At 56.3% G+C, this 26484-nt stretch carries 25 protein-coding genes, 6 tRNA genes and 3 rRNA genes; 25 read left to right on the top strand and 9 right to left on the bottom strand.

The features are described from left to right. Nucleotides 1-3 precede the first annotated feature (3 nt). From trpD to PspR76_RS27750, 3 genes are all read left to right on the top strand, one after another. Complete coding sequence (gene trpD, locus PspR76_RS27760) at nt 4-1053, top strand: anthranilate phosphoribosyltransferase (protein WP_159960332.1); 1050 nt, start codon at nt 4-6, stop codon at nt 1051-1053. Then, nucleotides 1050-1886 (top strand): indole-3-glycerol phosphate synthase TrpC, encoded by an 837-nt coding sequence (gene trpC, locus PspR76_RS27755; RefSeq protein WP_159960330.1) that lies wholly within the window; start codon nt 1050-1052, stop codon nt 1884-1886. Before trpD ends, trpC begins: the two co-directional genes overlap by 4 nt. Before the next feature lie 172 nt (nt 1887-2058). Then, a complete protein-coding gene (locus PspR76_RS27750) occupies nt 2059-2754 on the top strand; it encodes a lipoate--protein ligase family protein (RefSeq protein WP_159960328.1) in 696 nt (231 codons plus the stop codon). Here PspR76_RS27750 and crp read toward each other — a convergent pair. Next, a complete protein-coding gene (gene crp, locus PspR76_RS27745; protein WP_059396577.1) occupies nt 2751-3395 on the bottom strand; it encodes a cAMP-activated global transcriptional regulator CRP in 645 nt (214 codons plus the stop codon). The genes PspR76_RS27750 and crp overlap by 4 nt on opposite strands. 249 nt (nt 3396-3644) lie before the next feature. Between crp and PspR76_RS27740 the strand changes: the two genes are divergently transcribed. Next, nucleotides 3645-4067 (top strand): OsmC family protein, encoded by a 423-nt coding sequence (locus PspR76_RS27740; RefSeq protein WP_005792019.1) that lies wholly within the window; start codon nt 3645-3647, stop codon nt 4065-4067. A 66-nt stretch (nt 4068-4133) separates the two neighbouring features. On the opposite strand, the gene coq7 is transcribed toward PspR76_RS27740, so the two are convergent. From coq7 to hemJ, 6 genes are all read right to left on the bottom strand, one after another. Then, on the bottom strand, nt 4134-4781 hold the full coding sequence (coq7, locus tag PspR76_RS27735) for a 2-polyprenyl-3-methyl-6-methoxy-1,4-benzoquinone monooxygenase (protein WP_159960326.1): 648 nt from the start codon (nt 4779-4781) through the stop codon (nt 4134-4136). Nucleotides 4782-4918: 137 nt separating this feature from the next. After that, complete coding sequence (locus PspR76_RS27730) at nt 4919-5257, bottom strand: histidine triad nucleotide-binding protein (RefSeq protein WP_159960324.1); 339 nt, start codon at nt 5255-5257, stop codon at nt 4919-4921. 45 nt (nt 5258-5302) lie between these two features. Continuing rightward, complete coding sequence (locus tag PspR76_RS27725; protein ID WP_159960322.1) at nt 5303-6091, bottom strand: SDR family NAD(P)-dependent oxidoreductase; 789 nt, start codon at nt 6089-6091, stop codon at nt 5303-5305. A 63-nt stretch (nt 6092-6154) separates the two neighbouring features. After that, complete coding sequence (locus PspR76_RS27720) at nt 6155-7120, bottom strand: DUF805 domain-containing protein (protein WP_159960320.1); 966 nt, start codon at nt 7118-7120, stop codon at nt 6155-6157. Between the two features lie 69 nt (nt 7121-7189). Then, entirely contained in the window at nt 7190-8152 is a 963-nt protein-coding gene (locus PspR76_RS27715) for an NAD(P)H-dependent flavin oxidoreductase (RefSeq protein WP_159960318.1), read from the bottom strand. 24 nt (nt 8153-8176) lie between these two features. Then, nucleotides 8177-8605 carry a protoporphyrinogen oxidase HemJ gene (hemJ, locus tag PspR76_RS27710; protein ID WP_159960316.1) on the bottom strand — a complete coding sequence of 143 codons (429 nt, stop codon included), beginning with the start codon at nt 8603-8605 and terminating at the stop codon, nt 8177-8179. Nucleotides 8606-8741: 136 nt separating this feature from the next. Between hemJ and argC the strand changes: the two genes are divergently transcribed. Further along, the gene (gene argC / locus PspR76_RS27705; RefSeq protein WP_017138092.1) at nt 8742-9776 is read left to right on the top strand and encodes an N-acetyl-gamma-glutamyl-phosphate reductase; all 1035 of its coding nucleotides are present in this window, start codon (nt 8742-8744) and stop codon (nt 9774-9776) included. 165 nt (nt 9777-9941) lie between these two features. Continuing rightward, nucleotides 9942-10292 (top strand): iron-sulfur cluster insertion protein ErpA, encoded by a 351-nt coding sequence (erpA, locus tag PspR76_RS27700; RefSeq protein WP_057960782.1) that lies wholly within the window; start codon nt 9942-9944, stop codon nt 10290-10292. A gap of 76 nt (nt 10293-10368) precedes the next feature. On the opposite strand, the gene PspR76_RS27695 is transcribed toward erpA, so the two are convergent. Beyond that, nucleotides 10369-11460 carry an anhydro-N-acetylmuramic acid kinase gene (locus PspR76_RS27695; RefSeq protein ID WP_159960314.1) on the bottom strand — a complete coding sequence of 364 codons (1092 nt, stop codon included), beginning with the start codon at nt 11458-11460 and terminating at the stop codon, nt 10369-10371. A gap of 3 nt (nt 11461-11463) precedes the next feature. Beyond that, a complete protein-coding gene (locus PspR76_RS27690) occupies nt 11464-12876 on the bottom strand; it encodes a peptidoglycan DD-metalloendopeptidase family protein (RefSeq protein WP_159960312.1) in 1413 nt (470 codons plus the stop codon). A gap of 209 nt (nt 12877-13085) precedes the next feature. Here PspR76_RS27690 and tyrS point away from each other — a divergent pair, with 209 nt between their 5' ends. From tyrS to rplL, 19 genes are all read left to right on the top strand, one after another. Continuing rightward, entirely contained in the window at nt 13086-14285 is a 1200-nt protein-coding gene (gene tyrS, locus PspR76_RS27685; protein WP_159960310.1) for a tyrosine--tRNA ligase, read from the top strand. A 553-nt stretch (nt 14286-14838) separates the two neighbouring features. Next, nucleotides 14839-16375, top strand: a 16S ribosomal RNA gene (locus PspR76_RS27675). Nucleotides 16376-16457: 82 nt separating this feature from the next. Beyond that, nucleotides 16458-16534, top strand: a tRNA-Ile gene (locus PspR76_RS27670). A 30-nt stretch (nt 16535-16564) separates the two neighbouring features. Continuing rightward, a tRNA-Ala gene (locus PspR76_RS27665) sits at nt 16565-16640 on the top strand. Nucleotides 16641-16889: 249 nt separating this feature from the next. After that, nucleotides 16890-19781 (top strand): 23S ribosomal RNA (locus PspR76_RS27660). A gap of 151 nt (nt 19782-19932) precedes the next feature. Beyond that, a 5S ribosomal RNA gene (gene rrf, locus PspR76_RS27655) occupies nt 19933-20048 on the top strand. Together the 16S, 23S and 5S rRNA genes with 2 tRNA genes alongside form the textbook arrangement of a ribosomal RNA operon. A 228-nt stretch (nt 20049-20276) precedes the next feature. Continuing rightward, on the top strand, nt 20277-21236 hold the full coding sequence (gene birA, locus PspR76_RS27650) for a bifunctional biotin--[acetyl-CoA-carboxylase] ligase/biotin operon repressor BirA (RefSeq protein ID WP_159960308.1): 960 nt from the start codon (nt 20277-20279) through the stop codon (nt 21234-21236). Then, nucleotides 21226-21975 (top strand): pantothenate kinase, encoded by a 750-nt coding sequence (locus tag PspR76_RS27645; RefSeq protein ID WP_159960306.1) that lies wholly within the window; start codon nt 21226-21228, stop codon nt 21973-21975. Before birA ends, PspR76_RS27645 begins: the two co-directional genes overlap by 11 nt. A 7-nt stretch (nt 21976-21982) precedes the next feature. After that, on the top strand, nt 21983-22429 hold the full coding sequence (locus tag PspR76_RS27640; RefSeq protein WP_159960304.1) for a hypothetical protein: 447 nt from the start codon (nt 21983-21985) through the stop codon (nt 22427-22429). Nucleotides 22430-22572: 143 nt separating this feature from the next. Further along, nucleotides 22573-22657, top strand: a tRNA-Tyr gene (locus PspR76_RS27635). A gap of 24 nt (nt 22658-22681) precedes the next feature. Next, nucleotides 22682-22755: transfer RNA gene (locus PspR76_RS27630), tRNA-Gly, on the top strand. Between the two features lie 26 nt (nt 22756-22781). Then, nucleotides 22782-22857, top strand: a tRNA-Thr gene (locus tag PspR76_RS27625). Between the two features lie 161 nt (nt 22858-23018). Continuing rightward, nucleotides 23019-23094: transfer RNA gene (locus tag PspR76_RS27620), tRNA-Trp, on the top strand. A 45-nt stretch (nt 23095-23139) separates the two neighbouring features. Next, nucleotides 23140-23508: a preprotein translocase subunit SecE gene (gene secE, locus PspR76_RS27615; RefSeq protein ID WP_003194658.1), complete on the top strand. Its 369-nt coding sequence runs from the start codon at nt 23140-23142 to the stop codon at nt 23506-23508. A 9-nt stretch (nt 23509-23517) separates the two neighbouring features. Then, on the top strand, nt 23518-24051 hold the full coding sequence (nusG, locus tag PspR76_RS27610; protein WP_003176436.1) for a transcription termination/antitermination protein NusG: 534 nt from the start codon (nt 23518-23520) through the stop codon (nt 24049-24051). Nucleotides 24052-24168: 117 nt separating this feature from the next. Then, nucleotides 24169-24600 carry a 50S ribosomal protein L11 gene (gene rplK / locus PspR76_RS27605; protein WP_003176435.1) on the top strand — a complete coding sequence of 144 codons (432 nt, stop codon included), beginning with the start codon at nt 24169-24171 and terminating at the stop codon, nt 24598-24600. Continuing rightward, nucleotides 24600-25295: a 50S ribosomal protein L1 gene (rplA, locus tag PspR76_RS27600; RefSeq protein WP_003232403.1), complete on the top strand. Its 696-nt coding sequence runs from the start codon at nt 24600-24602 to the stop codon at nt 25293-25295. The genes rplK and rplA overlap by 1 nt, the downstream gene beginning before the upstream one ends. A gap of 199 nt (nt 25296-25494) precedes the next feature. Beyond that, nucleotides 25495-25995: a 50S ribosomal protein L10 gene (rplJ, locus tag PspR76_RS27595; protein ID WP_010174464.1), complete on the top strand. Its 501-nt coding sequence runs from the start codon at nt 25495-25497 to the stop codon at nt 25993-25995. Nucleotides 25996-26073: 78 nt separating this feature from the next. Continuing rightward, nucleotides 26074-26439 carry a 50S ribosomal protein L7/L12 gene (gene rplL / locus PspR76_RS27590; RefSeq protein WP_010566858.1) on the top strand — a complete coding sequence of 122 codons (366 nt, stop codon included), beginning with the start codon at nt 26074-26076 and terminating at the stop codon, nt 26437-26439. The last annotated feature ends 45 nt before the right edge of the window (nt 26440-26484 follow it).

The following is a 26484-nucleotide window of genomic DNA, read 5'->3' as shown; positions in this document are numbered from 1 at the left end:
TCCATGGATATCAAGACTGCCCTGAGCCGTATCGTCGGCCACCTGGACCTGAGCACCGCTGAAATGAGCGATGTGATGCGCGAAATCATGACCGGCCAATGCAGCGACGCGCAGATAGGCGCGTTCATGATGGCCATGCGCATGAAGAGCGAAAGCATCGACGAAATCGTCGGCGCCGTGTCGGTGATGCGTGAGCTGGCCGATAAAGTCGAACTCAAGACCCTCGACGGCGTGGTCGACGTGGTCGGCACCGGCGGTGACGGTGCAAATATTTTCAACGTGTCGACGGCTTCCTCCTTCGTGGTCGCGGCGGCTGGCTGCACCGTGGCCAAGCACGGTAACCGTGCGGTTTCCGGCAAAAGCGGCAGCGCCGACTTGCTGGAGGCGGCCGGTATCTACCTGAACCTGACGCCGGTACAAGTGGCGCGCTGCATCGACAGCGTCGGCATTGGTTTCATGTTTGCCCAATCCCACCACGGCGCGATGAAACACGCTGCCGGCCCGCGCAAGGACCTGGGCCTGCGCACCCTGTTCAACATGCTCGGCCCGCTTACGAATCCGGCCGGCGTGAAACATCAGGTAGTCGGCGTGTTCAGCCAGGCGCTGTGCCGCCCGTTGGCCGAAGTGTTGCAACGCCTGGGCAGCAAACACGTGCTGGTGGTGCATTCCAAAGACGGCCTGGACGAATTCAGCCTGGCGGCGCCGACCTTTGTGGCGGAGCTGAAGAATGACCAGGTCACTGAGTATTGGGTCGAACCCGAAGACCTCGGCATGAAAAGCCAGAGTTTGCATGGGCTGTCGGTGGAAAGCCCGGCAGCCTCACTGGAACTGATCCGTGATGCCTTGGGGCGTCGCAAAACGGAAAACGGCCAGAAAGCGGCAGAAATGATTGTTCTGAATGCTGGCGCTGCACTTTACGCGGCGGACCACGCCTATAGTCTTACAGAAGGTGTCGCCTTGGCCCACGATGCATTGCACACCGGTCTGGCTCGCGAAAAGCTCGAAGAGCTGGGAGCATTCACCGCTGTATTCAAGATGGAGAATGAAGGATGAGTGTGCCGACCGTTCTGGAAAAGATCCTGGCCCGCAAGGCTGAAGAAGTTGCTGAGCGCCGCGCGCGCGTCAGTCTGGCCGAGCTGGAAGCCCAAGCGAAGGCCGCCGATGCGCCGCGTGGTTTTGCCAAGGCCCTGATCGCTCAGGCCAAGCTCAAGCACCCGGCAGTGATCGCCGAGGTCAAGAAAGCCTCGCCGAGCAAAGGCGTGATCCGCGAGCACTTTGTGCCGGCCGAGATTGCTGCCAGCTATGAGAAGGGCGGCGCAACCTGCCTGTCGGTGCTGACTGATATCGACTACTTCCAGGGATCCGACCTGTTCCTGCAACAGGCCCGCGCCGCGTGCAAGTTGCCGGTGATCCGCAAGGATTTCATGGTCGACCCGTATCAAATCGTTGAAGCCCGTGCCCTGGGCGCTGACTGTGTGCTGCTGATCGTCTCCGCACTGGATGACGTGAAGATGGCTGAGCTGGCGGCCGTGGCCAAAAGCGTCGGCCTGGATGTGCTGGTGGAAGTCCACGACGGCGACGAGCTGGAGCGTGCACTGAAAACCCTCGACACACCGCTGGTGGGCGTCAATAACCGTAACCTGCACACGTTTGAAGTCAGCCTGGAAAACACCCTCGACCTGTTGCCGCGTATTCCGCGCGACCGTCTGGTGATTACCGAGAGTGGCATCGTCAACCGCGCCGATGTGGAGCTGATGGAAATCAGCGGTGTGTATTCGTTCCTGGTCGGCGAGACCTTTATGCGCGCCGAGAACCCAGGGGCGGAACTGCAGCGTCTGTTCTTCCCCGAGCGTGGTGTGGCGGTCAGCGGCTCCACATTAGACTGATTTGGAATACGGTCGATGTGGCAGCTGGTTTGTGTGGGAGCTGGCTTGCCTGCGATAGCATCACCTGGATTGGGCTGAAAGACCGAGTTGCTTGCATCGCGGGCAAGCCCGGCTCCCACACAAGCCCGCTCCCACAGTGGGTTTGGTGTTTATCTAGATAGGCAGGTGTTTGATGATCAAGCCAGTCGCGATGACCGTCGAAGCAGGCCTCGCTGCCGAGCAAGACCTGCTGGCCGCCGTTTGCGCGGGTGAGCAGGAATTCGGGCTACTGTTCTGGCAGCCCAGCGATCAAGCACTGGTCATGCCGCGCCGCTTGAGTCGATTACCCGCCTTTGACGCCGCCAGCCAGGTATCAGCCGATGCCGGTTGGCCGGTGTTGCTGCGTGAAACCGGCGGTGAGCCGGTGCCGCAGTCTGCCGCGACCGTCAATATCGCCCTGGTGTACGCGCCGCCGCGCAGCGAAGGCGATCAAGGCCGTATCGAAACTGGCTACCAGCGTTTGTGCCAGCCGATCTGCGACTTGTTGATCGAGCTGGGCGGCGATGCGTCCGTCGGCGAAATCGACGGTGCGTTCTGCGACGGTCGCTACAACGTCAACCTCAATGGCCGCAAGATGGTCGGCACCGCCCAGCGTTGGCGGCAGAGCGGTGGCCGCCCGGTGGGGTTGGTGCACGGTGCGTTGTTGCTGGATAACGATCGCGAGGCATTGATTGCAGCGGTCAACCGTTTTAATGAAGCCTGTGGCCTCGACCAGCGAGTACGTGCCGACAGCCATATCGCGCTGCACGAAGCGTTTGCCGCGCCGGATGCGATCAGCCGGCTGGATACCTTGTACCGTCAAATGCTGGCCGGCTTCCTGCCGGGTTAACGCGTACCGAACACCACCATTGTTTTGCCTTTGACGTGCACCAGGTTGCGTTCTTCCAGGTCCTTGAGCACGCGCCCGACCATTTCCCGTGAGCAGCCGACAATGCGCCCGATTTCCTGGCGCGTGACTTTGATCTGCATGCCATCCGGGTGAGTCATGGCGTCGGGCTGTTTGCACAGCTCCAGCAGGCAACGGGCCACGCGGCCGGTGACGTCGAAGAACGCCAGGTCGCCGACTTTGCGCGTGGTGTCGCGCAGGCGCTGGGCAATCTGACCGCTCAGGGCGTAGAGGATGTCGGGATCGTGCTGGGCCAGTTCGCGAAACTTCGCGTAACTGATTTCGGCAACTTCACACTCGACCTTGGCGCGCACCCAGGCGCTACGCTCCTGCTCTTTGCCCGCTTGTTCGAACAGCCCCAATTCGCCGAAGAAATCGCCAGTATTGAGGTAGGCGATGATCATCTCGCGGCCGTCTTCGTCCTCAATCAGGATGGTGACCGAGCCCTTGATAATGAAAAACAGTGTTTCGGAACGTTCGCCCGCGCAGATGATGTTGTGCTTGGCCGGGTGACGTCGGCGCTGGCAGTGCATCAACAGCTTGTCGAGATTCTTGATCTTGGGTGTGGGAGTAAGAGCAACCATGGTTGTATCCCGGAAAGACTGCACGGTGTGGTTGGATTTATTTTTTTATCCAGCGGTGTCGGCATTGATACACGCTGTACAAAGGATGGCAATGCGCCATTGAATTGGCGCCAGCTTACCAGACACATTCTGCCTCGATTGGGGAATTTTCCGACCAAACGCGGTCATTGATCGATTTCATGCAGGGCGCTGCTGTTTCAGGGGCCTGTGCTAAGCTGGCGACCCTTTTTTAGCAGTGGAGTCTGGGCGATGAAGGCACGCATCCAATGGGCGGGCGAGGCCATGTTCCTCGGTGAGTCGGGCAGCGGCCATGTTGTGGTCATGGATGGCCCGCCGGAAGCCGGTGGCCGAAACCTGGGCGTACGCCCGATGGAAATGCTCCTGCTGGGTGTCGGCGGTTGCAGCAATTTCGACGTGGTCAGCATCCTGAAGAAATCCCGTCAGGCCGTGGAAAGCTGCGAAGCCTTCCTGGAAGCCGAGCGCGCCACTGAAGACCCCAAGGTGTTCACCAAGATCCATATGCATTTCGTGGTGAAGGGCCGGGCGCTGAAGGAAGCCCAGGTCAAGCGGGCCATCGAGCTGTCGGCTGAGAAGTATTGCTCGGCGTCGATCATGCTCGGCGCGGCCGGTGTGGCCATCACCCATGATTACGAAATCATCGAGTTGGGTTGATCGCCAATCGGCAAAAAAGAAGGGCGCCTTGCTGGCGCCCTTTTTTGTGGCTCAGATTTGTTGCACTTATATTCGATAGGTGCTTTTGGTCATGACCTTGGCCAACAGGCTCATGCCAAACCTGACCGGCGCCGGGAAGCGGAAGCCGCCGGCGTCCAGCGCGCTGTCTGCGTGATGTTCTTCATCAATGCGCATCTGCTCGAGAATGGCGCGAGACTTTTCGTCTTCGGCCGGCAGTTGCTCGAGGTGTTCATCCAGATGCTTGCACACCTGATGTTCCGTCGCAGCGACAAACCCGAGGCTGACCTTGTCGCTGATCAAGCCGGCAGCGGCGCCGATGCCAAACGACAAACCGTAAAACAATGGGTTCAGCACGCTGGGGTGGCTGCCCAACTGACGAATGCGTTGCTCGCACCAGGCCAGGTGGTCGATTTCTTCTTCGGCCGCATGTTCCATCGCCGCGCGCACTTGCGGCAGCTTGGCGGTCAGCGCCTGACCCTGGTACAACGCCTGGGCACAGACTTCACCGGTATGGTTGATGCGCATCAGGCCGGCGACGTGGCGGGTGTCGGTCTCGCTCATTTGCGCATCCGGCTGCACGATGGCGGGCGATGGGCGGTACGGTTGGCCGCTGAACGGCAACAGTGTGCGCATGGCCATGTCGGCTTGCAGCAACAGACGGTCTATCGGCGAGTAGTGACGTTGGGTAGTCATGCTGACCTCCGGGAGGAATCTCGGCGGCCAGTTTACCGCAAGAGAGGGTGATGCGTTTGCGCTGAGTCAATTTGCCCTTGTGGCGAGGGAGCTTGCTCATGTCCGACGGCGAAGCCGTCGCAAGCTCCCACGAAGACTCAGCCCGGTGGCCAGTTCATCTGGCGTTGACCCAGCACATGCATATGGATGTGGTAGACGGTCTGTCCACCTTCTTCATTGCAGTTCATCACCACGCGGAAACCCTTCTCGCAGCCTAGCTCCACTGCCAGCCGCTGGGCGGTGAACAGAATATGGCCAGCCAGGGCTTTGTCTTCTTCGGTGAGGTCAATGAGGGTGCGAATGGGCTTTTTCGGGATAACCAGAAAATGCACCGGCGCCTGCGGGGCGATATCGTGGAAGGCGAGGACTTGGTCATCTTCATAGATGATCTTCGCCGGTATTTCCCGGTTGATGATCTTGGTGAACAGAGTATCCACAGCTGTTTCTCCATGGTGAAAGTGCAGGGGAGTGTAGCCGGGCGGTCAGCGTGGGCAATAGGCCTTGTTGATCGCGCCGGCAATCTTGCGCGTCAGCCAGCGTGGGCTGAAACGTGGGCTGAATGCCAGCCAGCGGTTACGTCGCCCTGGAATGATGATGGCTTTGTTTTTTTCCAGCGCCCGAACGGTGTAGAGCGCGACTTCTTCCGGGCTCATCAGTTGCTGGCTTCGGTCGAGTTTGGCCGTGTCCATTTGCGCAGTGCCGAAGAACGCCGTGCGCGTAGGGCCAGGGCAAAGCACCGAGACCTTGATGCCGCAAGTCTTCAGTTCTTCACGCAGGCCTTCGGAGAAGTGCAGCACATACGCCTTGCTGGCGTAGTAGCTGCTCATCCACGGGCCCGGTTGAAAGGCTGCGACCGAGGCAACGTTGAGAATCTGGCCTCCGCCGTGCAGCGCCATGGCATTGCCGAGGGCGTGACACATGCGGGTCAGGGCCAGGATGTTGACCTCAATCAGGTCTTGTTCGGTCATCCAGTCCTGGGCCAGGAACGGCCCGCTGGTGCCGATGCCGGCGCAGTTGACCAGCAGATCGATCTGCCGCTCGCCTTCTTCAAGCTCCAGCAGGAACCCGGACAAACGCAAGGGTTCGCCCAGGTCGCAGGCCCGAAACAGCACCTCGACGCCGAAGCGTTGAGTCAATTCGAGTGCAATGCTTTCCAACTGATCACGCTGGCGGGCCACCAGAATCAAGCTGCGGCCGCGACGGGCCAGTGCTTCGGCCAAGGCCAGGCCGATGCCGCTGGAGGCACCGGTGATCAGAGCGTAACGGGTCATGCCTTTCTCCATCGCAACGCCGCCGGGCCTGTGACAGAGGCATCACAGGCGGCGGGCGTTTCTTCACTGTTCTGGAGAGTCTACAGGTTCGGCCGTGTCCTCAGCACTTTGCGCGCCTTCTTCTTCATCAACGATCACGCTTTGATCGGCGTCGTCATCGGCGTTGATGGAGCTGCTTTCGTAGCTGCTGTCCATGTTGGCTTCGAGCTGATTCAAGTAGCCGTTCATGCCCAGCGTAACCACGATGGCGAGCATCACCGGAATGAACGCCAGCCACAGCGTGGCCAATACTTTTACCGCCGTGGAGTTACGCGGTGGTGGAGGGCCGTACTGGTTGGCGCCGGTATTGCCCGGCAATACCATCAGCAAGAGTGGGAAAATACTGTTTACGAAGGGCACCAGGTTCAGGAAGTACAGCCAGCCGGACCACCCGAGGTCGTGCAGACGCTGCACACCGATTTGCACGCTGACCCAGACAATCGCCACAAACAACGCAAAACCCAGCAGCGAACCGAGAATGATGCCTGCCGTCGGCGAAGCGGTTGCCACGGCGAAGCCTGCGGTGGAAATGATGCCCCCGGCCACGAGCATGGCGATGGTCAACACCAGCGTCCAGGCGAGGTAACGCAGACGGCCGATGCGCCCGTGGATGGTGAAAACCTTGAGCGTCGAGAATTCGCCAGTGTGGTCACCCACAGCCGCACGCGGCGGCGCATAGGGCGAAGCGGCGGGGCGCGAGAAGTCGGCGCTGCCTGAATCCGTCTCGTGCGCTTCAGCCAGGCTGAATGCCACGGGTTGCTCAGGCTCGATGCGTGCGTCGAGCCCGGCGTTTTTCAGCGCGGTGAGGTAAGTGTCGGCATCGGAGCGCGACAGGTCACGCTTGAGCGCAACCGGGCGGCCGGTGAAGAGTTTTTCGATAGCCTCTACGTCGCTCTTGAACAGCTCGGCGAGGTTCAGTTTGGCGGTGGTGCTTTCGACACCCGGGAGCAAGGCTCCGTCAAACACAATCTTGAAACGGTTGTCGCTCATGCGGGCATCCTTGTCACTTGATCAGGAAGGGGAGTGCAGGTCGGCTTTTATCAGCAGACCCGGCGATTGTCAGCGTGGCCATTGTAACTGGGTGGCCTGCTCGCGCGCCTTGCGATATTCGGCATCCAGGCGCGCAATCAGTTCATCGACGCTGGGCAAGTCATCAATCTCACCAACGCCTTGACCGGCTGACCATACAGTCTTCCAGGCCTTGGCCTCGTCGCTCAACGGTTTGAGCTTGGAGCCGAAGTTGACCTCACCTTTGCCCTGCAGGGCAGCGAGGTCGAAGCCGGCGTTTTCCAGGCTCTGGCGCATAAAGCTGGCGGGTACGCCGGAGACTGCGGGAGTGTGCACGATGTCGGCGGCGCGCGATGTGAGCAGCATCTCTTTATAGGCATCCGGGGCGTGGCTTTCGGTGGTGCCGATAAAGCGCGTGCCGAAATAGGCGAGGTCTGCGCCCAGCAACTGGGCGGCGAGGACTTCGTGCCCATGGTTGAGGCAGCCGGCCAACAGCAGGGTTTTGTCGAAGAACTGGCGAATCTCGGCGATCAGCGCGAACGGGCTCCAGGTGCCGGCATGGCCCCCGGCGCCTGCAGCCACGGCGATCAGGCCATCGACGCCGGCTTCTGCCGCTTTTTCGGCATGACGCCGCGTGGTGACATCGTGAAACACCAGGCCGCCGTAACTGTGCACGGCATCCACCAGTTCCTTCACCGCGCCCAGGCTGGTAATGACGATCGGCACTTTGTGTTCCACGCAGATCGCCAGGTCAGCTTCCAGGCGCGGGTTGCTGTTATGCACGATCAGGTTCACGGCATACGGCGCGGGGTTGTCCAGCTGCGCCAGGCCCGCTTCGATTTCTTCCAGCCAGGCCTTGAAACCACTGCTTTCGTGCTGGTTGAGGGCCGGGAAACTCCCGACTACGCCATTGCGGCAGCAGGCCAGGACCAGTTGCGGATTGGAAATCAGGAACATCGGCGCCACCACGACAGGCAGGCGCAGACGTTGTTCAAGAGAAGCGGGCAGCGACATTGGAGGTACCCCGTGTAATTGAAGTTAGAACGGTTTGACCACGACCAAAATTACGATAGCCAGCAATATCAGAACCGGCACTTCATTGAACCAGCGATAAAAGACATGGCTGCGGGTGTTTTCGCCACGGGCAAAGCGTTTTACCTGTGCGCCGCACATATGGTGGTAGCCGATCAGCAGCACGACCAGGGTCAGCTTGGCATGGATCCATGCGCCGGATTGAAAGATGGCAGGGTTGAGGTAGATCAGCCAGCCGCCGAAGATCAGGCTGGCGATCATCGCCGGGCCCATGATGCCGCGGTAGAGCTTGCGTTCCATGACGCTGAAGCGTTCTTTGCTGACGGTGTCCTCGCTTTGCGCATGGTAGACGAACAGGCGTGGCAGGTAGAACAGCCCGGCAAACCAGCAGACGATGCTGACAATGTGGAAGGCTTTGATCCATAGATAGAGCATTTCTAGTTATTCCCAGGTTCACGGTAACTGAAGATAGTAGTGGCTCATGCGCCCGTACGTCACGTTGACGGTTGTCGCAGGACGATACGGCCCCTATTATCGACGGCTTTCCAGTGGGTTCGTTGAGGGCAGGTTTATGGTCAAGGTCGGTATCGTCGGCGGCACGGGTTACACCGGTGTCGAATTGCTGCGTCTGTTGGCTCAGCATCCGCAAGCTGAGGTGGTGGTTATTACCTCCCGATCCGAGGCCGGGCTGGCCGTGGCCGATATGTACCCGAACCTGCGAGGCCACTACGATGGTCTGGCGTTCAGCGTGCCGGACATCAAGACACTGGGCGCCTGTGATGTGGTGTTCTTTGCCACGCCTCACGGCGTAGCTCACGCACTGGCTGGCGAACTGCTGGCCGCCGGCACCAAGGTCATCGACCTGTCGGCCGACTTCCGTCTGCAGGACGCTGATGAGTGGGCCAAGTGGTACGGCCAGCCACACGGCGCACCCGAATTGTTGGAAGAGGCGGTGTACGGCCTGCCGGAAGTCAATCGTGAACAGATCAAGCAAGCGCGCCTGATCGCCGTGCCGGGTTGCTATCCAACCGCGACGCAGCTGGGTTTCCTGCCGTTGCTGGAAGCGGGTCTTGCGGATACTTCGCGCCTGATCGCCGACTGCAAGTCGGGCGTCAGCGGTGCTGGTCGTGGTGCTGCTGTAGGTTCGCTGTACTCCGAGACGTCGGAAAGCATGAAGGCCTACGCGGTAAAAGGGCATCGCCACTTGCCGGAAATCCGCCAGGGGCTGCGTCGCGCTGCCGGCAAAGACGTGGGCCTGACCTTCGTGCCGCACCTGACGCCGATGATCCGTGGTATTCACTCAACCTTGTACGCCACCGTGGTCGATCGCTCGGTAGACCTGCAAGCCTTGTTTGAAAAACGCTATGCCAATGAACCGTTCGTCGATGTCATGCCGGCCGGTAGTCACCCGGAAACCCGCAGCGTGCGCGGTGCCAATGTGTGCCGTATTGCCGTGCACCGTCCACAGGATGGCGACTTGGTCGTGGTGCTGTCGGTGATCGATAACCTGGTCAAGGGCGCGTCGGGCCAGGCGGTGCAGAACTTGAACATCCTGTTCGGCCTGGATGAGAAGCTGGGCTTGTCCCACGCAGGCATGCTGCCGTAAGGCTTGGCTGGCGCTGTGCAAAAGGCCCGTTGATCGGGCCTTTTGTGTTTTTAATGGCGGCAGCGCAGATTGATATACCGTAACAATAGTTGACCGCTTTTCTAGGAGAAGCGGATAATGCCCGGCATTACGCATATGGCGGCGGTACGCCGGGAGATTATCAGCATGAGCGTTGAGTCCTTCACCCCCACGGCTTTGCAATTTACCCATGGTGCTGCGCACAAGGTGAAGAGCCTGGTCGATGAAGAGGGTAATGATCGCTTGAAGCTGCGCGTATTTGTTACGGGCGGCGGTTGTTCAGGGTTTCAGTACGGTTTTACCTTCGATGAAGATGTAGCCGATGACGACACCATCGTTGAGCGCGAGGGCGTCAGCCTGGTCGTGGACCCGATGAGCTTCCAATACCTGGTAGGTGCCGAGGTGGATTACCAGGAAGGTCTGGAAGGTTCGCGTTTCGTGATCAAGAACCCTAATGCCACCACGACTTGTGGTTGCGGGTCTTCGTTCTCGATCTGATCGACAGCGGATGCAAAAACGCCGCTTGGCTTTGATAGGCCAAGCGGCGTTTTGCTGTCTGCGGATTATGAAGGCGTCAGGCCGGGTAGATCGCGCCTAATACCCGCAGCCCCTGGGCGCCGGTGACGCTGGGGCGGTTGGCGGCAATGCCTTCGAGGCAGCAATGCGCCAGCCAGGCGAAGGCCATGGCTTCAACCCAGTCTGGATCGACGCCGTGGGTGGCCGTGCTGCTGACCTGGGTGGAAGGCAGAAGCGCCGCCAGACGGCTCATCAGCGTGGCGTTATGCGCGCCGCCGCCACAGACCAGTAGCGTTTCAGTCGCTGACTGTGCGGTTTGCAGGGACTCAACGATGGTCAATGCCGTCAGCTCAAGCAGGGTTGCTTGTACATCCTGGGGTTCAAATGCCGGCAATCTGCCAAGGTGCTGTTGCAGCCATCCCAGGTTGAAGACTTCACGCCCGGTGCTTTTCGGGCCTTTGGTCAGGAAGAAGGGGTCGCTGAGCAGGGCATTGAGTAGTTGAGACTCGACCTTGCCACTGGCGGCCCACTGGCCGTCGCGATCAAAGTGTTCGCCGCGCTGCTGGTGAATCCACGCATCCAGCAAAACGTTGCCCGGGCCGCAGTCGAAGCCGGCTACCGGTTTGCCGGTCTCGATCAGGCTGAGGTTGCTGAACCCGCCGATGTTTAGCACCGCACGGTTGCCGCTGCGCTCACCGAACAAGGCTTCGTGAAAGGCTGGCACTAAAGGCGCACCCTGGCCACCGGCGGCAACGTCGCGGCTACGGAAGTCGCTGACCACGGTGATGTTTGTCAGTTCGGTGAGCAGCGCCGGGTTGCCGATCTGTACGGTAAAGCCCCTGGCAGGCTCGTGGCGGATGGTCTGCCCGTGGCTGCCAATCGCGCGAATGTCCTGGGGTTTAAGGTTCTGTTGTTGCAGTAAGGCATGAATACCTTGAGCGGCAAGCGTCACCCACTGTTGCTGGGCAATTGCAGAGCGGGCGATTTCGTCCGGGCCGCTGGCGCACAGGCTTAGCAGCTCGGTGCGCAAGCTGTCGGGCATCGGGATGTAGTGTGTGGCGATCAAGTTGATCGCTGGGCCTTGTTCGATCAGGGCGATGTCCAGGCCATCGAGGCTGGTCCCGGACATCACACCTATATAGAGCGGCATGCCTTAGCGCTTCGCCGAAGCCAGAAGGGTGGAGCGCTCCTGGTCCATGCGCGCCATCAACGGCTGGCTTTGTTGCAGGAAGCGCGCGCGCTCGGCCTTGGCGATCGGGTCGGCCATCGGCAACTTCTGGCCCAATGGATCGACGTGGACGCCGTTCACCTGGAATTCATAGTGCAGGTGCGGGCCGGTGGACAGGCCCGTGGTGCCGATATAGCCAATAACCTGGCCTTGCTTAACGTTGCTGCCGGTCGACACGCCCTTGGCGAACCCTTGCATGTGGCCATACAGCGTGCGGTAAGTGTTGCCGTGCTGGATGATCACGGTATTGCCGTAGCCGCCGCGGCGCCCTGCGAGCAGAACCTTGCCGTCACCGGCTGCTTTGATCGGCGTGCCGCGTGGCGCTGCATAGTCGACGCCTTTGTGGGCGCGGATCTTGTTCAGGATCGGGTGCTTGCGGCCCATCGAGAAGCGCGAGCTGATGCGGGCGAAATCCACCGGGGTACGGATGAACGCCTTGCGCATGCTGTTGCCGTCAGCCGTGTAGTAGCTGCTGTTGCCTTGTTTGTTGGTGTAGCGAACGGCGGTATAGGTCTTGCCGCGGTTGGTGAAGCGTGCGGACAGGATATTGCCGGTGCCGACGACTTTGCCGTTGGCTACTTTCTGCTCATAGATCACGTCGAATTCGTCGCCCTGGCGAATGTCCTGGGCGAAGTCGATGTCGTAGCCAAACACACTGGCCATGTCCATGGTCATGCTGTGGGACAAGCCGGCGCGTGCAGCCGATTGTGACAGCGAGCTATTGATTACGCCGTGTACGTAGGCGGAGCGCATCACCGGTTTGGTGGTGACACGGTTGAACGCGAAGCCTTTGGCACCCTTGGTCAGGGTGATGGTTTCGAGATCGCTGACGCTGCTGTGCAGGTTGTTGAGTTGGCCGTTGGGCGCCAATTCGAACTCAAGCTTCTGGCCGTGTTTGAGCTGGGTGAACTGCTTGGCTTGTTTATCGCTGGCCAGCACCTCATTAACAGTAGCAGCAGGCAATCCGACCTTTTCGAACAGCGTTGACAGCGTGTCGCCTTTGGCCACGATCACTTCGCGATGCAGCGGGTTCTTGGCTGCGACTGCGGCTGGCTGCTCTTGAGTCGCTTGCTTGGTGTCTTCGGGCGTGCTTTCTATCTGTGCGAACGGGGATTCAACAGGTGCATTTGTGGCTTGTTGCGCGTCGGCAGCGTCTTGATCTTGTGTCAGTTGTTCAACTGGACTTTCCAGGTCAAGGCTCAGGGATGTTCGTTTGGCTTCTACGTCACTGGAAGGGAATACCAGGAGTGCCAGGCTGAGAAGGGCGGCGATACCACTTGCGGCGAGCAGGTGGGTCTTCGGGTAAAGCGGCGGCGCTTTAGACGGTTCTGTGGTCATAAGTAATTTTGACTTTGAAGATGAAATGGAAAAGATGAATGACATGATGAAGATGAAATAACTGTATAAAATATAACCAAATCATCTGTGGCGCAAGCTCGCGAACGCTGGGCTTGCTGAACGGTGTCCGTGCGCAGGGCAAAACTTGTAATTAGTCCCTGATCTTGTATGGTTGGTTCCCTTTTGAATCTGAGCCTTGCGGGTCTGTTATGAAGTCGGTTGAAGAGCAGCTAGCGCTGATAAAACGTGGTGCGGAAGAACTGTTGGTCGAGGCCGAGCTGATCGAAAAGCTCAAGCGTGGCCAACCCCTGCGTATTAAGGCTGGCTTCGATCCGACGGCGCCGGATCTGCACCTGGGTCATACCGTGCTTATTAATAAGCTGCGCCAGTTCCAGGAGCTGGGGCATCAGGTCATCTTCCTTATAGGTGACTTCACCGGGATGATCGGTGATCCGAGCGGCAAAAGCGCAACGCGCCCACCGCTGACTCGTGAGCAGGTTCTCGATAATGCCGAGACCTACAAGACCCAGGTGTTCAAGATTCTCGACCCGGCCAAGACCGAGGTGGCGTTCAACTCCACCTGGATGGACCAGATGGGGCCGGCGGACTTCATTCGCCTGACATCGCAATACACCGTGGCGCGCATGCTTGAGCGCGATGACTTTGACAAGCGCTACTCCACCAATCAGCCGATTGCGATTCACGAGTTCCTGTACCCGCTGGTGCAGGGCTATGACTCGGTGGCGCTGCGCGCGGACGTTGAGCTGGGCGGTACTGATCAGAAGTTCAATCTGCTGATGGGGCGCGAGTTGCAGCGAGCGTACGGGCAAGAGGCGCAGTGCATTCTGACTATGCCGTTGCTGGAGGGTTTGGATGGCGTCAAGAAGATGTCCAAGTCCTTGGGTAACTATGTGGGTATCCAGGAGGCGCCTGGTGTTATGTACGGCAAGCTGGTTTCGATTCCTGATGCGTTGATGTGGCGTTACTTCGAGCTATTGAGCTTCCGCTCGATGGACGAGATCAATGCGCTGCGTGCTGATGTAGGGGCGGGTGCCAATCCGCGTGACGTGAAGATCAAGCTGGCGGAAGAGATCGTTGCGCGCTTCCATGGTGAGGAGGCTGCGGCCAGTGCTCATCGTGCGGCCGGTAACCGTATGAAGGATGGCGAGCTGCCGGACGATCTTCCGGAGATTGAGCTGACTGCTGCTGAGGCAATGCCGATTGCCGCTGTCCTTAATAAGGCGGGCTTGGTGAAGAACTCGGCGGTTGCGCGGGACCTTCTAGGTTCCGGTGGTGTGCGTATAGATGGTGAAGTGGTTGATCGCACCTTTATATACGAGCTGGGCGCAACCCATGTCTGCCAGGCCGGTAAGAAGGCATTTGCGCGTATTACGCTCAAATCCGAATAAACCTGAAATTAAGTGTTGACGGCGAATTATATCTGTCTATAATTCGCCCCACTTCCGGCGCAGTCGAAACGGAAAACTCCTTGGTAAACAAAGAGTTACGCAGAATTCGACAGTGAGTTGCTTCAGTTCATCGAAGCCCAGAAGGAGTTGGTAGAGCGGTGTTGTTTGGCTCTATTAACGTTTCGATCTTCTCGGTCGAAAGCGGAGAAAAAGAGGTGTTGACAGCAGCGTGTAACGCTGTAGAATTCGCCTCCCGCTAACGAGAGATCGGAAGCGCAAGTGGTTGAAGTTGTTGAAGAAATCTTCGAAAACTTCTGAAAATAATCACTTGACAGCAAATGAGGCTGCTGTAGAATGCGCGCCTCGGTTGAGACGAAAGATCTTAACCAACCGCTCTTTAACAACTGAATCAAGCAATTCGTGTGGGTGCTTGTGGAGTCAGACTGATAGTCAACAAGATTATCAGCATCACAAGTTACTCCGCGAGAAATCAAAGATGTAACCAACGATTGCTGAGCCAAGTTTAGGGTTTCTTAAAAACCCAAAGATGTTTGAACTGAAGAGTTTGATCATGGCTCAGATTGAACGCTGGCGGCAGGCCTAACACATGCAAGTCGAGCGGTAGAGAGAAGCTTGCTTCTCTTGAGAGCGGCGGACGGGTGAGTAATGCCTAGGAATCTGCCTGGTAGTGGGGGATAACGTTCGGAAACGGACGCTAATACCGCATACGTCCTACGGGAGAAAGCAGGGGACCTTCGGGCCTTGCGCTATCAGATGAGCCTAGGTCGGATTAGCTAGTTGGTGAGGTAATGGCTCACCAAGGCGACGATCCGTAACTGGTCTGAGAGGATGATCAGTCACACTGGAACTGAGACACGGTCCAGACTCCTACGGGAGGCAGCAGTGGGGAATATTGGACAATGGGCGAAAGCCTGATCCAGCCATGCCGCGTGTGTGAAGAAGGTCTTCGGATTGTAAAGCACTTTAAGTTGGGAGGAAGGGCAGTTACCTAATACGTAATTGTTTTGACGTTACCGACAGAATAAGCACCGGCTAACTCTGTGCCAGCAGCCGCGGTAATACAGAGGGTGCAAGCGTTAATCGGAATTACTGGGCGTAAAGCGCGCGTAGGTGGTTTGTTAAGTTGGATGTGAAATCCCCGGGCTCAACCTGGGAACTGCATTCAAAACTGACTGACTAGAGTATGGTAGAGGGTGGTGGAATTTCCTGTGTAGCGGTGAAATGCGTAGATATAGGAAGGAACACCAGTGGCGAAGGCGACCACCTGGACTAATACTGACACTGAGGTGCGAAAGCGTGGGGAGCAAACAGGATTAGATACCCTGGTAGTCCACGCCGTAAACGATGTCAACTAGCCGTTGGAAGCCTTGAGCTTTTAGTGGCGCAGCTAACGCATTAAGTTGACCGCCTGGGGAGTACGGCCGCAAGGTTAAAACTCAAATGAATTGACGGGGGCCCGCACAAGCGGTGGAGCATGTGGTTTAATTCGAAGCAACGCGAAGAACCTTACCAGGCCTTGACATCCAATGAACTTTCTAGAGATAGATTGGTGCCTTCGGGAACATTGAGACAGGTGCTGCATGGCTGTCGTCAGCTCGTGTCGTGAGATGTTGGGTTAAGTCCCGTAACGAGCGCAACCCTTGTCCTTAGTTACCAGCACGTAATGGTGGGCACTCTAAGGAGACTGCCGGTGACAAACCGGAGGAAGGTGGGGATGACGTCAAGTCATCATGGCCCTTACGGCCTGGGCTACACACGTGCTACAATGGTCGGTACAGAGGGTTGCCAAGCCGCGAGGTGGAGCTAATCCCATAAAACCGATCGTAGTCCGGATCGCAGTCTGCAACTCGACTGCGTGAAGTCGGAATCGCTAGTAATCGCGAATCAGAATGTCGCGGTGAATACGTTCCCGGGCCTTGTACACACCGCCCGTCACACCATGGGAGTGGGTTGCACCAGAAGTAGCTAGTCTAACCTTCGGGAGGACGGTTACCACGGTGTGATTCATGACTGGGGTGAAGTCGTAACAAGGTAGCCGTAGGGGAACCTGCGGCTGGATCACCTCCTTAATCGACGACATCAGCTGCTCCATAAGTTCCCACACGAATTGCTTGATTCATTGAAGAAGACGATAAGAAGCAGCCCGCAATTGGGTCTGTAGCTCAGTTGGTTAGAGCGCACCCCTGATAAGGGTGAGGTCGGCAGTTCGAATCTGCCCAGACCCACCAATTTTGTGTGGGAAACGCCTGTAGAAATACGGGGCCATAGCTCAGCTGGGAGAGCGCCTGCCTTGCACGCAGGAGGTCAACGGTTCGATCCCGTTTGGCTCCACCACTACTGCTTCTGAAAGTTTTGAAAGCTTAGAAATGAGCATTCCATCAGGTTGATGGTGAATGTTGATTTCTAGTCTTTGATTAGATCGTTCTTTAAAAATTTGGGTATGTGATAGAAAGATAGACTGAACGTTACTTTCACTGGTAACGGATCAGGCTAAGGTAAAATTTGTGAGTTCTCTTAATTGAGAAATTCGAATTTTCGGCGAATGTTGTCTTCACAGTATAACCAGATTGCTTGGGGTTATATGGTCAAGTGAAGAAGCGCATACGGTGGATGCCTTGGCAGTCAGAGGCGATGAAAGACGTGGTAGCCTGCGAAAAGCTTCGGGGAGTCGGCAAACAGACTTTGATCCGGAGATGTCTGAATGGGGGAACCCAGCCATCATAAGATGGTTACCTTACACTGAATACATAGGTGTAAGGGGCGAACCAGGGGAACTGAAACATCTAAGTACCCTGAGGAAAAGAAATCAACCGAGATTCCCTTAGTAGTGGCGAGCGAACGGGGACTAGCCCTTAAGTGGCTTTGAGATTAGCGGAACGCTCTGGAAAGTGCGGCCATAGTGGGTGATAGCCCTGTACGCGAAAATCTCTTAGTCATGAAATCGAGTAGGACGGAGCACGAGAAACTTTGTCTGAATATGGGGGGACCATCCTCCAAGGCTAAATACTACTGACTGACCGATAGTGAACTAGTACCGTGAGGGAAAGGCGAAAAGAACCCCGGAGAGGGGAGTGAAATAGATCCTGAAACCGTATGCGTACAAGCAGTGGGAGCAGACTTTGTTCTGTGACTGCGTACCTTTTGTATAATGGGTCAGCGACTTATTTTCAGTGGCGAGCTTAACCGAATAGGGGAGGCGTAGCGAAAGCGAGTCTTAATAGGGCGTCTAGTCGCTGGGAATAGACCCGAAACCGGGCGATCTATCCATGGGCAGGTTGAAGGTTGGGTAACACTAACTGGAGGACCGAACCGACTACCGTTGAAAAGTTAGCGGATGACCTGTGGATCGGAGTGAAAGGCTAATCAAGCTCGGAGATAGCTGGTTCTCCTCGAAAGCTATTTAGGTAGCGCCTCATGTATCACTGTAGGGGGTAGAGCACTGTTTCGGCTAGGGGGTCATCCCGACTTACCAAACCGATGCAAACTCCGAATACCTACAAGTGCCGAGCATGGGAGACACACGGCGGGTGCTAACGTCCGTCGTGAAAAGGGAAACAACCCAGACCGTCAGCTAAGGTCCCAAAGTTATGGTTAAGTGGGAAACGATGTGGGAAGGCTTAGACAGCTAGGAGGTTGGCTTAGAAGCAGCCACCCTTTAAAGAAAGCGTAATAGCTCACTAGTCGAGTCGGCCTGCGCGGAAGATGTAACGGGGCTCAAACCATACACCGAAGCTACGGGTATCACGTAAGTGATGCGGTAGAGGAGCGTTCTGTAAGCCTGTGAAGGTGAGTTGAGAAGCTTGCTGGAGGTATCAGAAGTGCGAATGCTGACATGAGTAACGACAATGGGTGTGAAAAACACCCACGCCGAAAGACCAAGGTTTCCTGCGCAACGTTAATCGACGCAGGGTTAGTCGGTCCCTAAGGCGAGGCTGAAAAGCGTAGTCGATGGAAAACAGGTTAATATTCCTGTACTTCTGGTTATTGCGATGGAGGGACGGAGAAGGCTAGGCCAGCTTGGCGTTGGTTGTCCAAGTTTAAGGTGGTAGGCTGGAATCTTAGGTAAATCCGGGATTCTAAGGCCGAGAGCTGATGACGAGTTAACTTTTAGTTAACGAAGTGGTTGATGCCATGCTTCCAAGAAAAGCTTCTAAGCTTCAGGTAACCAGGAACCGTACCCCAAACCGACACAGGTGGTTGGGTAGAGAATACCAAGGCGCTTGAGAGAACTCGGGTGAAGGAACTAGGCAAAATGGCACCGTAACTTCGGGAGAAGGTGCGCCGGTGAGGGTGAAGGACTTGCTCCGTAAGCTCATGCCGGTCGAAGATACCAGGCCGCTGCGACTGTTTATTAAAAACACAGCACTCTGCAAACACGAAAGTGGACGTATAGGGTGTGACGCCTGCCCGGTGCCGGAAGGTTAATTGATGGGGTTAGCTAACGCGAAGCTCTTGATCGAAGCCCCGGTAAACGGCGGCCGTAACTATAACGGTCCTAAGGTAGCGAAATTCCTTGTCGGGTAAGTTCCGACCTGCACGAATGGCGTAACGATGGCGGCGCTGTCTCCACCCGAGACTCAGTGAAATTGAAATCGCTGTGAAGATGCAGTGTATCCGCGGCTAGACGGAAAGACCCCGTGAACCTTTACTATAGCTTTGCACTGGACTTTGAATTTGCTTGTGTAGGATAGGTGGGAGGCTTTGAAGCGTGGACGCCAGTCTGCGTGGAGCCAACCTTGAAATACCACCCTGGCAACTTTGAGGTTCTAACTCAGGTCCGTTATCCGGATCGAGGACAGTGTATGGTGGGTAGTTTGACTGGGGCGGTCTCCTCCTAAAGAGTAACGGAGGAGTACGAAGGTGCGCTCAGACCGGTCGGAAATCGGTCGTAGAGTATAAAGGCAAAAGCGCGCTTGACTGCGAGACAGACACGTCGAGCAGGTACGAAAGTAGGTCTTAGTGATCCGGTGGTTCTGTATGGAAGGGCCATCGCTCAACGGATAAAAGGTACTCCGGGGATAACAGGCTGATACCGCCCAAGAGTTCATATCGACGGCGGTGTTTGGCACCTCGATGTCGGCTCATCACATCCTGGGGCTGAAGCCGGTCCCAAGGGTATGGCTGTTCGCCATTTAAAGTGGTACGCGAGCTGGGTTTAGAACGTCGTGAGACAGTTCGGTCCCTATCTGCCGTGGACGTTTGAGATTTGAGAGGGGCTGCTCCTAGTACGAGAGGACCGGAGTGGACGAACCTCTGGTGTTCCGGTTGTCACGCCAGTGGCATTGCCGGGTAGCTATGTTCGGAATAGATAACCGCTGAAAGCATCTAAGCGGGAAACTAGCCTCAAGATGAGATCTCACTGGGACCTTGAGTTCCCTGAAGGGCCGTCGAAGACTACGACGTTGATAGGTTGGGTGTGTAAGCGCTGTGAGGCGTTGAGCTAACCAATACTAATTGCCCGTGAGGCTTGACCATATAACACCCAAGCAATTTGAGTCGAAAGGCCAGATTGCGGTGTGTGAAGACGAAATGAACCGAAAGTTCGACGTTCACAAAACACCGAAAGCTATCACATACCCAATTTGCTGAAGCGAGACCACTTGGTCACGACTCAGTACCCGAATTTCTTGACGACCATAGAGCATTGGAACCACCTGATCCCATCCCGAACTCAGTAGTGAAACGATGCATCGCCGATGGTAGTGTGGGGTTTCCCCATGTGAGAGTAGGTCATCGTCAAGATTAAATTCCAGAACCCCTGTTTGCTAACGCAAACAGGGGTTTTGTTTTGGGCGGTCGGAAAAAATAATCGGGGGTGGTGCTTGCTCGCGGTGAAGATAACGATTGTCCGCGATGCCTGGCCCGCCTTTGCGTGCCGGAGTCCGTCCCTGCGATGCTAAATCCCTACCTTTCTATGCAATGGCCTTATGCATGGCTATCATGCGTGCCTCATTGTGAGGCGATGCATGCATGCTGACGTTGTTAGAACTTCTTAAAGATGGCCGATTCCATTCCGGAGAGGCGCTGGGTGTCGCCTTGGGTGTCAGCCGTAGCGCAGTTTGGAAGCAGCTCCAGCATCTTGAGGCGGAACTGAATCTGCCCATTCATAAAATTCGTGGTAAGGGGTATCAGCTTGCGTCCCCCTTGGTCTTCTTGAATGCAGCAGAAATTGAAGCAAATGCTGCTTCTTTGACGTGGCCCGTTTACATTTCAGACTCTATTGACTCCACCAATGCCGAAGCTTTACGCCTTGTCGATGCTGGCTACGCCGCGCCATTCCTGGTGCTTGCGGAGCAGCAAACGGCCGGAAGGGGGAGGCGAGGCCGCAAGTGGGTTAGCCCATTCGCTCAGAATGTCTATTACAGCCTTGTATTGCGTATCGAGGGTGGGCTGCGTCAGTTGGAAGGTCTTAGCCTCGTAGTGGGATTGGCGGTCATGCAGGCTCTGCGTGAATTAGGTGTACAGAGTGCTGCCTTGAAATGGCCAAACGACGTCCTGGTTGGGCAAAAGAAAATAGCTGGCATCCTGCTCGAGTTGGTGGGGGATCCAGCTGACATTTGTCATGTTGTTCTTGGAATAGGCATTAACGTCAATATGCAGCAGGCTGCTGAGGTTGATCAGCAGTGGACTTCGGCACAGTTGGAAACAGGCTCTGCGGTCGACCGCAATCACTTGGTTGCACAGCTGAGCCTGCAGTTGCAGGGCCACCTGGAACGACACAAGACTTCTGGTTTTTCTGCGCTCCATGAAGAGTGGGAGAGAAATCATTTGTGGCAGGGCAAGGCTGTCTCTCTCATTGCCGGCGCCAACCAGATCGACGGTGTTGTACTGGGGATCGACCACCAAGGCGCATTGCGTCTAAACGTCGACGGTATCGAGAAAATATATAGCGGTGGTGAGTTAAGCCTGAGGCTGCGTGATGATTCTTGAGCTCGACTGTGGGAATAGCTTTATCAAGTGGCGTGTACTCGAGTCGGAGGCTGCTAGCGCCTCTGCGGAAGGAGTTGTCGGTTCGGATCTCGCATTGATTGAGAGCCTGAAAGCAATTCCTGGCCTGTCGCTGACGCGCTGCCGTTTGGTGAGTGTCCGTGCTTCAGAGGAGACCAGCACGCTGGTTGAGGCGCTACAGGGCGGCTTTGGAGTCACTGTTGCCTGTGCTGTCCCGGCGCGAGAAATGGCGGGAGTGCGCAATGGGTATGAAGAGTTTGAGCGTCTCGGGCTTGATCGCTGGTTAGCGATGCTGGGTGGTTTCAATTTGGCACCAGGTGCTTGCCTGGTGCTCGACTTCGGCACCGCAGCGACTGCGGACTTCATCGCTGCTGATGGTGAGCATCTCGGAGGCTTCATATGCCCAGGATTGCCCCTTATGCGCAGCCAGTTGCGAACGCACACCCGCAAGATTCGCTACGACGACGCCGCGGCCGAACAGGCTATGGAGCGTCTGTCCCCTGGGCGAACGACCGTTGAGGCCGTCGAGCGTGGTTGTACGCTGATGCTCAGGGGATTTGTATTGACCCAGCTCGAGCTGGCTCGGCGTTATTGGGGGGATGACTTCACCGTTTTCCTAACCGGCGGTGATGCTGACCTAGTCTCGGATGCCGTACCGAAAGCTCGCTTTGTTCCGGATTTGGTTTTTGTGGGTCTGGCGATGGCGTGCCCTTTGTCCTGAGGTGTTTATGCGTTGGCTGTTTTTGCTTTTGCTGGTTCTCAATGCCTTCTATTACATCTGGCATCAACAAGAGGCCCCGTTGCGCGCCAAGGACGTCACGCCCCTGAGTCTATATCGAGGCTCTCAGCAAGACATTCGACTGTTGAGCGAGTCTTCTGATCCGGTAGTTCGCCGTGATCGAGCAAAAGCGCCTGATCCACAAAATACGTGCCTATACATAGGTGGCTTTGCTGATCCGCGGCAACTGCAGTCGCTCGAGCAGCGTCTGGTGAGCCTGGATATAAGGGTCAAGGTGCAACAGCTCAATGCGCCTGACGCTTCCGGCTATTGGCTCCGTGTGGCCCCTGAAAGCAGGCGTCTGGCCGACGATCTGCCCTTTGAAAACCTTGCTAAGGAATTCAATGAGTTAAAACACAAAATAATGCTGTGCGAAGGCATTGCAACTGTCGAATAGTTTGCATAGAATGGCGCCCGCTTCGCAGTGAAGACCTTTACGGTCTGCAGTGTGAAGCGAGCGTCAACGCAGCTAACCTCATATTTTTTAATGAGAAAATGCTTGACAGAAGGCCGGCGTGATGTAGAATGCCGGCTCGCTTAGGAGGGGTTCCCGAGCGGCCAAAGGGATCAGACTGTAAATCTGACGTCTACGACTTCGAAGGTTCGAATCCTTCCCCCTCCACCATTTTTAGCGTGAGCTGCAAGCTCCGCGGGTATAGTTTAGTGGTAGAACCTCAGCCTTCCAAGCTGATGATGCGGGTTCGATTCCCGCTACCCGCTCCAAGTTTGCAGGTTGTGCACGGTGTTTTGCTCTTGTAGCTCAGTTGGTAGAGCACACCCTTGGTAAGGGTGAGGTCAGCGGTTCAAATCCGCTCAAGAGCTCCATATAACAAGGCAGATATGAAAATATCTGCCTTTGTTTTAACAGCTACCTCGGCTTGATGGTGTTGTGCCTGGCGTTGATGTTGGGTGATTTCAAGTCTCTTGGGGTTGGTTGTTGTAAAGTCTTTTTCAGGCCTGCATAATGGTGGGCATGATTTTGTTTTAGGTCAGTAGCTCAATTGGCAGAGCGACGGTCTCCAAAACCGTAGGTTGGGGGTTCGATTCCCTCCTGACCTGCCAGATTCACGTGGTGTGTCTGGCTTTCTTTTCACAGGATCTTCATAGATGACTCCTAAGGCTGAAGCTCAAAGCTCTCGTTTCGATCTAGTCAAGTGGCTTGCTGTAGTCGCATTGGTGGTCGTAGGCGTAGTTGGCAATCAGTACTATTCTGCTTCGCCGATCCTGTACCGCGTACTCGCTTTGCTTGCCCTTGCTGCTGTAGCTGCCTTTGTAGGCCTGCAGACTGCCAAAGGCAAGTCTTTCGCAGTCCTGGTAAAGGAAGCTCGCACAGAAATCCGTAAAGTCGTTTGGCCGACTCGCCAAGAAACCACGCAGACCACGTTGATTGTTGTGGCTGTTGTTCTGGTTATGGCGTTGCTGTTGTGGGGGCTTGATTCCCTGCTCGGCTGGCTTGTTTCCTTGATTGTTGGCTAAGGGTGTCCCGTGGCTAAGCGTTGGTACGTTGTGCATGCTTACTCGGGTTACGAGAAGCATGTGATGCGCTCTTTGCTGGAGCGCGTAAAGCTGGCAGGCATGGAAGATGGCTTCGGCGAAATTCTGGTTCCCACTGAAGAAGTGGTTGAAATGCGGAATGGTCAGAAGCGTAAAAGCGAACGCAAGTTCTTCCCTGGCTATGTGCTGGTTCAGATGGACATGAATGAAGGTACTTGGCACTTGGTCAAGGACACTCCTCGTGTCATGGGTTTCATTGGCGGTACTGCCGATAAGCCTGCTCCGATCACCGACAAAGAGGCGGAAGCAATTCTGCGTCGTGTTGCTGACGGTAGCGACAAGCCTAAGCCGAAGACGTTGTTCGAGCCGGGTGAGGTTGTTCGTGTCACAGATGGTCCGTTTGCTGATTTCAACGGTACTGTCGAAGAAGTTAACTACGAAAAGAGCCGGATCCAAGTGGCAGTGCTCATTTTCGGTCGCTCTACTCCGGTAGAGTTGGAGTTCAGCCAGGTCGAGAAGGTCTAGCTGAGCAAGCATCCCAACCCCGCAGCCTTAGGCTGTGGGGTTTTGTCGTCACTGGGATAAACGCGCAAGTAACCGGGGAGCCTTTCGAGGCGTTTGAACCCGTAATTGGAGTGCCTCATGGCCAAGAAGATTACCGCTTACATCAAGCTGCAAGTGAAGGCCGCTCAGGCCAACCCAAGTCCACCTGTCGGCCCAGCTCTGGGTCAGCACGGCGTGAACATCATGGAATTCTGCAAGGCCTTCAACGCCCGTACTCAGGGTCTTGAGCCAGGTCTGCCGACTCCAGTGATCATCACTGTATACAGCGACCGTAGCTTCACTTTCGAAACCAAGTCGACCCCGGCTTCGGTTTTGCTGAAGAAGGCTGCAGGTCTGACTAGCGGTTCCGCTCGTCCTAACACCGTTAAGGTTGGCACCGTAACTCGTGCTCAGCTGGAAGAAATCGCGAAAACCAAAAACGCGGATCTGACTGCAGCTGATATGGATGCAGCCGTGCGTACCATCGCCGGTTCTGCTCGTAGCATGGGCCTTAACGTGGAGGGTGTGTAATGGCTAAGCTGACCAAGCGCCAAAAGGCTATCGCCGGCAAAATCGAAGCAGGCAAGGCCTACAACTTTGTAGACGCCGCTGCCCTGCTGACCGAGCTGTCGACTGTCAAGTTCAGCGAGTCCGTTGACGTTGCTGTAAACCTGGGTGTTGACCCACGTAAATCCGACCAGGTCGTTCGTAGCGCTACTGTGCTGCCACACGGTACTGGCAAGACTGTACGTGTTGCTGTCTTCACCCAAGGCCCGGCAGCTGAAGCTGCTCTGGCCGCCGGCGCCGATCGCGTTGGCATGGACGACCTGGCTGCCGAAATGAAAGGCGGCGACCTGAACTACGACGTAGTTATTGCTTCCCCGGATGCAATGCGCGTTGTAGGTCAGTTGGGTCAGATCCTCGGTCCACGTGGTCTGATGCCTAACCCTAAAGTCGGCACCGTAACCCCAGACGTAGCTACCGCGGTTAAAAACGCCAAGGCTGGTCAGGTTCGTTATCGCACCGACAAAAACGGCATCATCCACACTTCCGTTGGCAAAGTCGGCTTCGACGCCGTCAAGCTGAAGGAAAACGTTGAAGCCCTGATCGCTGATCTGAAGCGTATCAAGCCAGCTTCCTCGAAAGGCATCTACGTTAAGCGCGTTACCCTGAGCACCACTATGGGCCCAGGTCTGGTCATCGACCAAGGCTCGCTGGACGTATAAGACACAGATTGGCGCGAGAGTTCGCGTCAATCGAAAAAATTGGGGTCCCTGCCTGGCGGGGGCTATCCAAGACCGTAGGCGGCGCAAGCCTTAAACCACAAGCCTACGCAGATGGTGCTCCCGGTTCCTTACCGAATCAGACACCAAAACGACATCCGGCTTCGGCCAGATGAAACGGTAACAAGCAGGAGTTAAACCCGTGGCAATTAATCTCGAAGACAAGAAGGCCATCGTCGCTGAAGTCAACGAGGCTGCCAAAGCTGCTCTGTCCGCTGTCGTGGCTGATGCCCGTGGTGTGACAGTAGGCGCTATGACCGGACTCCGTAAAGAGGCTCGTGAAGCTGGCGTATACGTACGAGTTGTACGTAACACCCTGCTCAAGCGCGCTGTTGCTGACACTGAATACAGTGTCCTCAACGACGTGTTCACCGGCCCGACTCTGATCGCGTTCTCTAAAGAACATCCAGGCGCTGCTGCCCGTTTGTTCAAAGAATTCGCCAAGAGTCAGGATAAGTTCGAGATCAAGGCAGCTGCGTTCGAGGGCAAGTTCCTCGCAGCTAACCAAATCGACGTACTGGCAACACTGCCGACCCGTAACGAAGCTATTTCGCAGCTGATGAGCGTGATTCAAGGCGCTACCAGCAAGCTGGCTCGTACTCTGGCTGCAGTTCGCGAGCAAAAAGAAGCTGCCGCAGCCTAAGGCTGAGCACCTCCTTTCGCGTATTTTTGTTTATTTCGATGGCCGCGTAGGCCGTCCCCCAATTCAGGAAATACAGTAATGTCTATCTCCCAAGAAGATATCCTCAACGCCGTAGCTGAAATGTCGGTTCTGCAGGTTGTTGAGCTGATCAAAGCTTTCGAAGAAAAATTCGGCGTTTCCGCTGCCGCTGCTTCCGCTGGCCCAGCTGTTGCTGCTGTTGCTGCTGAAGAGCAAACCGAATTCAACGTCATGCTGCTGGAAGCTGGCGAGAAGAAAGTAAACGTGATCAAGGCAGTTCGTGAACTGACCGGTCTGGGCCTGAAAGAAGCCAAGGCTGTAGTTGACGGCGCTCCTGCCCAGGTTCTGGAAGCAGTGTCGAAAGACGCCGCTGACAAAGCTAAAGCAGTGCTGGAAGAAGCAGGCGCTAAAGTCGAGCTGAAGTAAGCATCGACCTTGCGTCTCCAGCCCAAGCGTTAAGCTGAAGGCTGA

This window comes from Pseudomonas sp. R76, assembly GCF_009834565.1.
Lineage (GTDB): Bacteria > Pseudomonadota > Gammaproteobacteria > Pseudomonadales > Pseudomonadaceae > Aquipseudomonas.
This window is presented reverse-complemented; position numbering and strand designations above follow the sequence as displayed.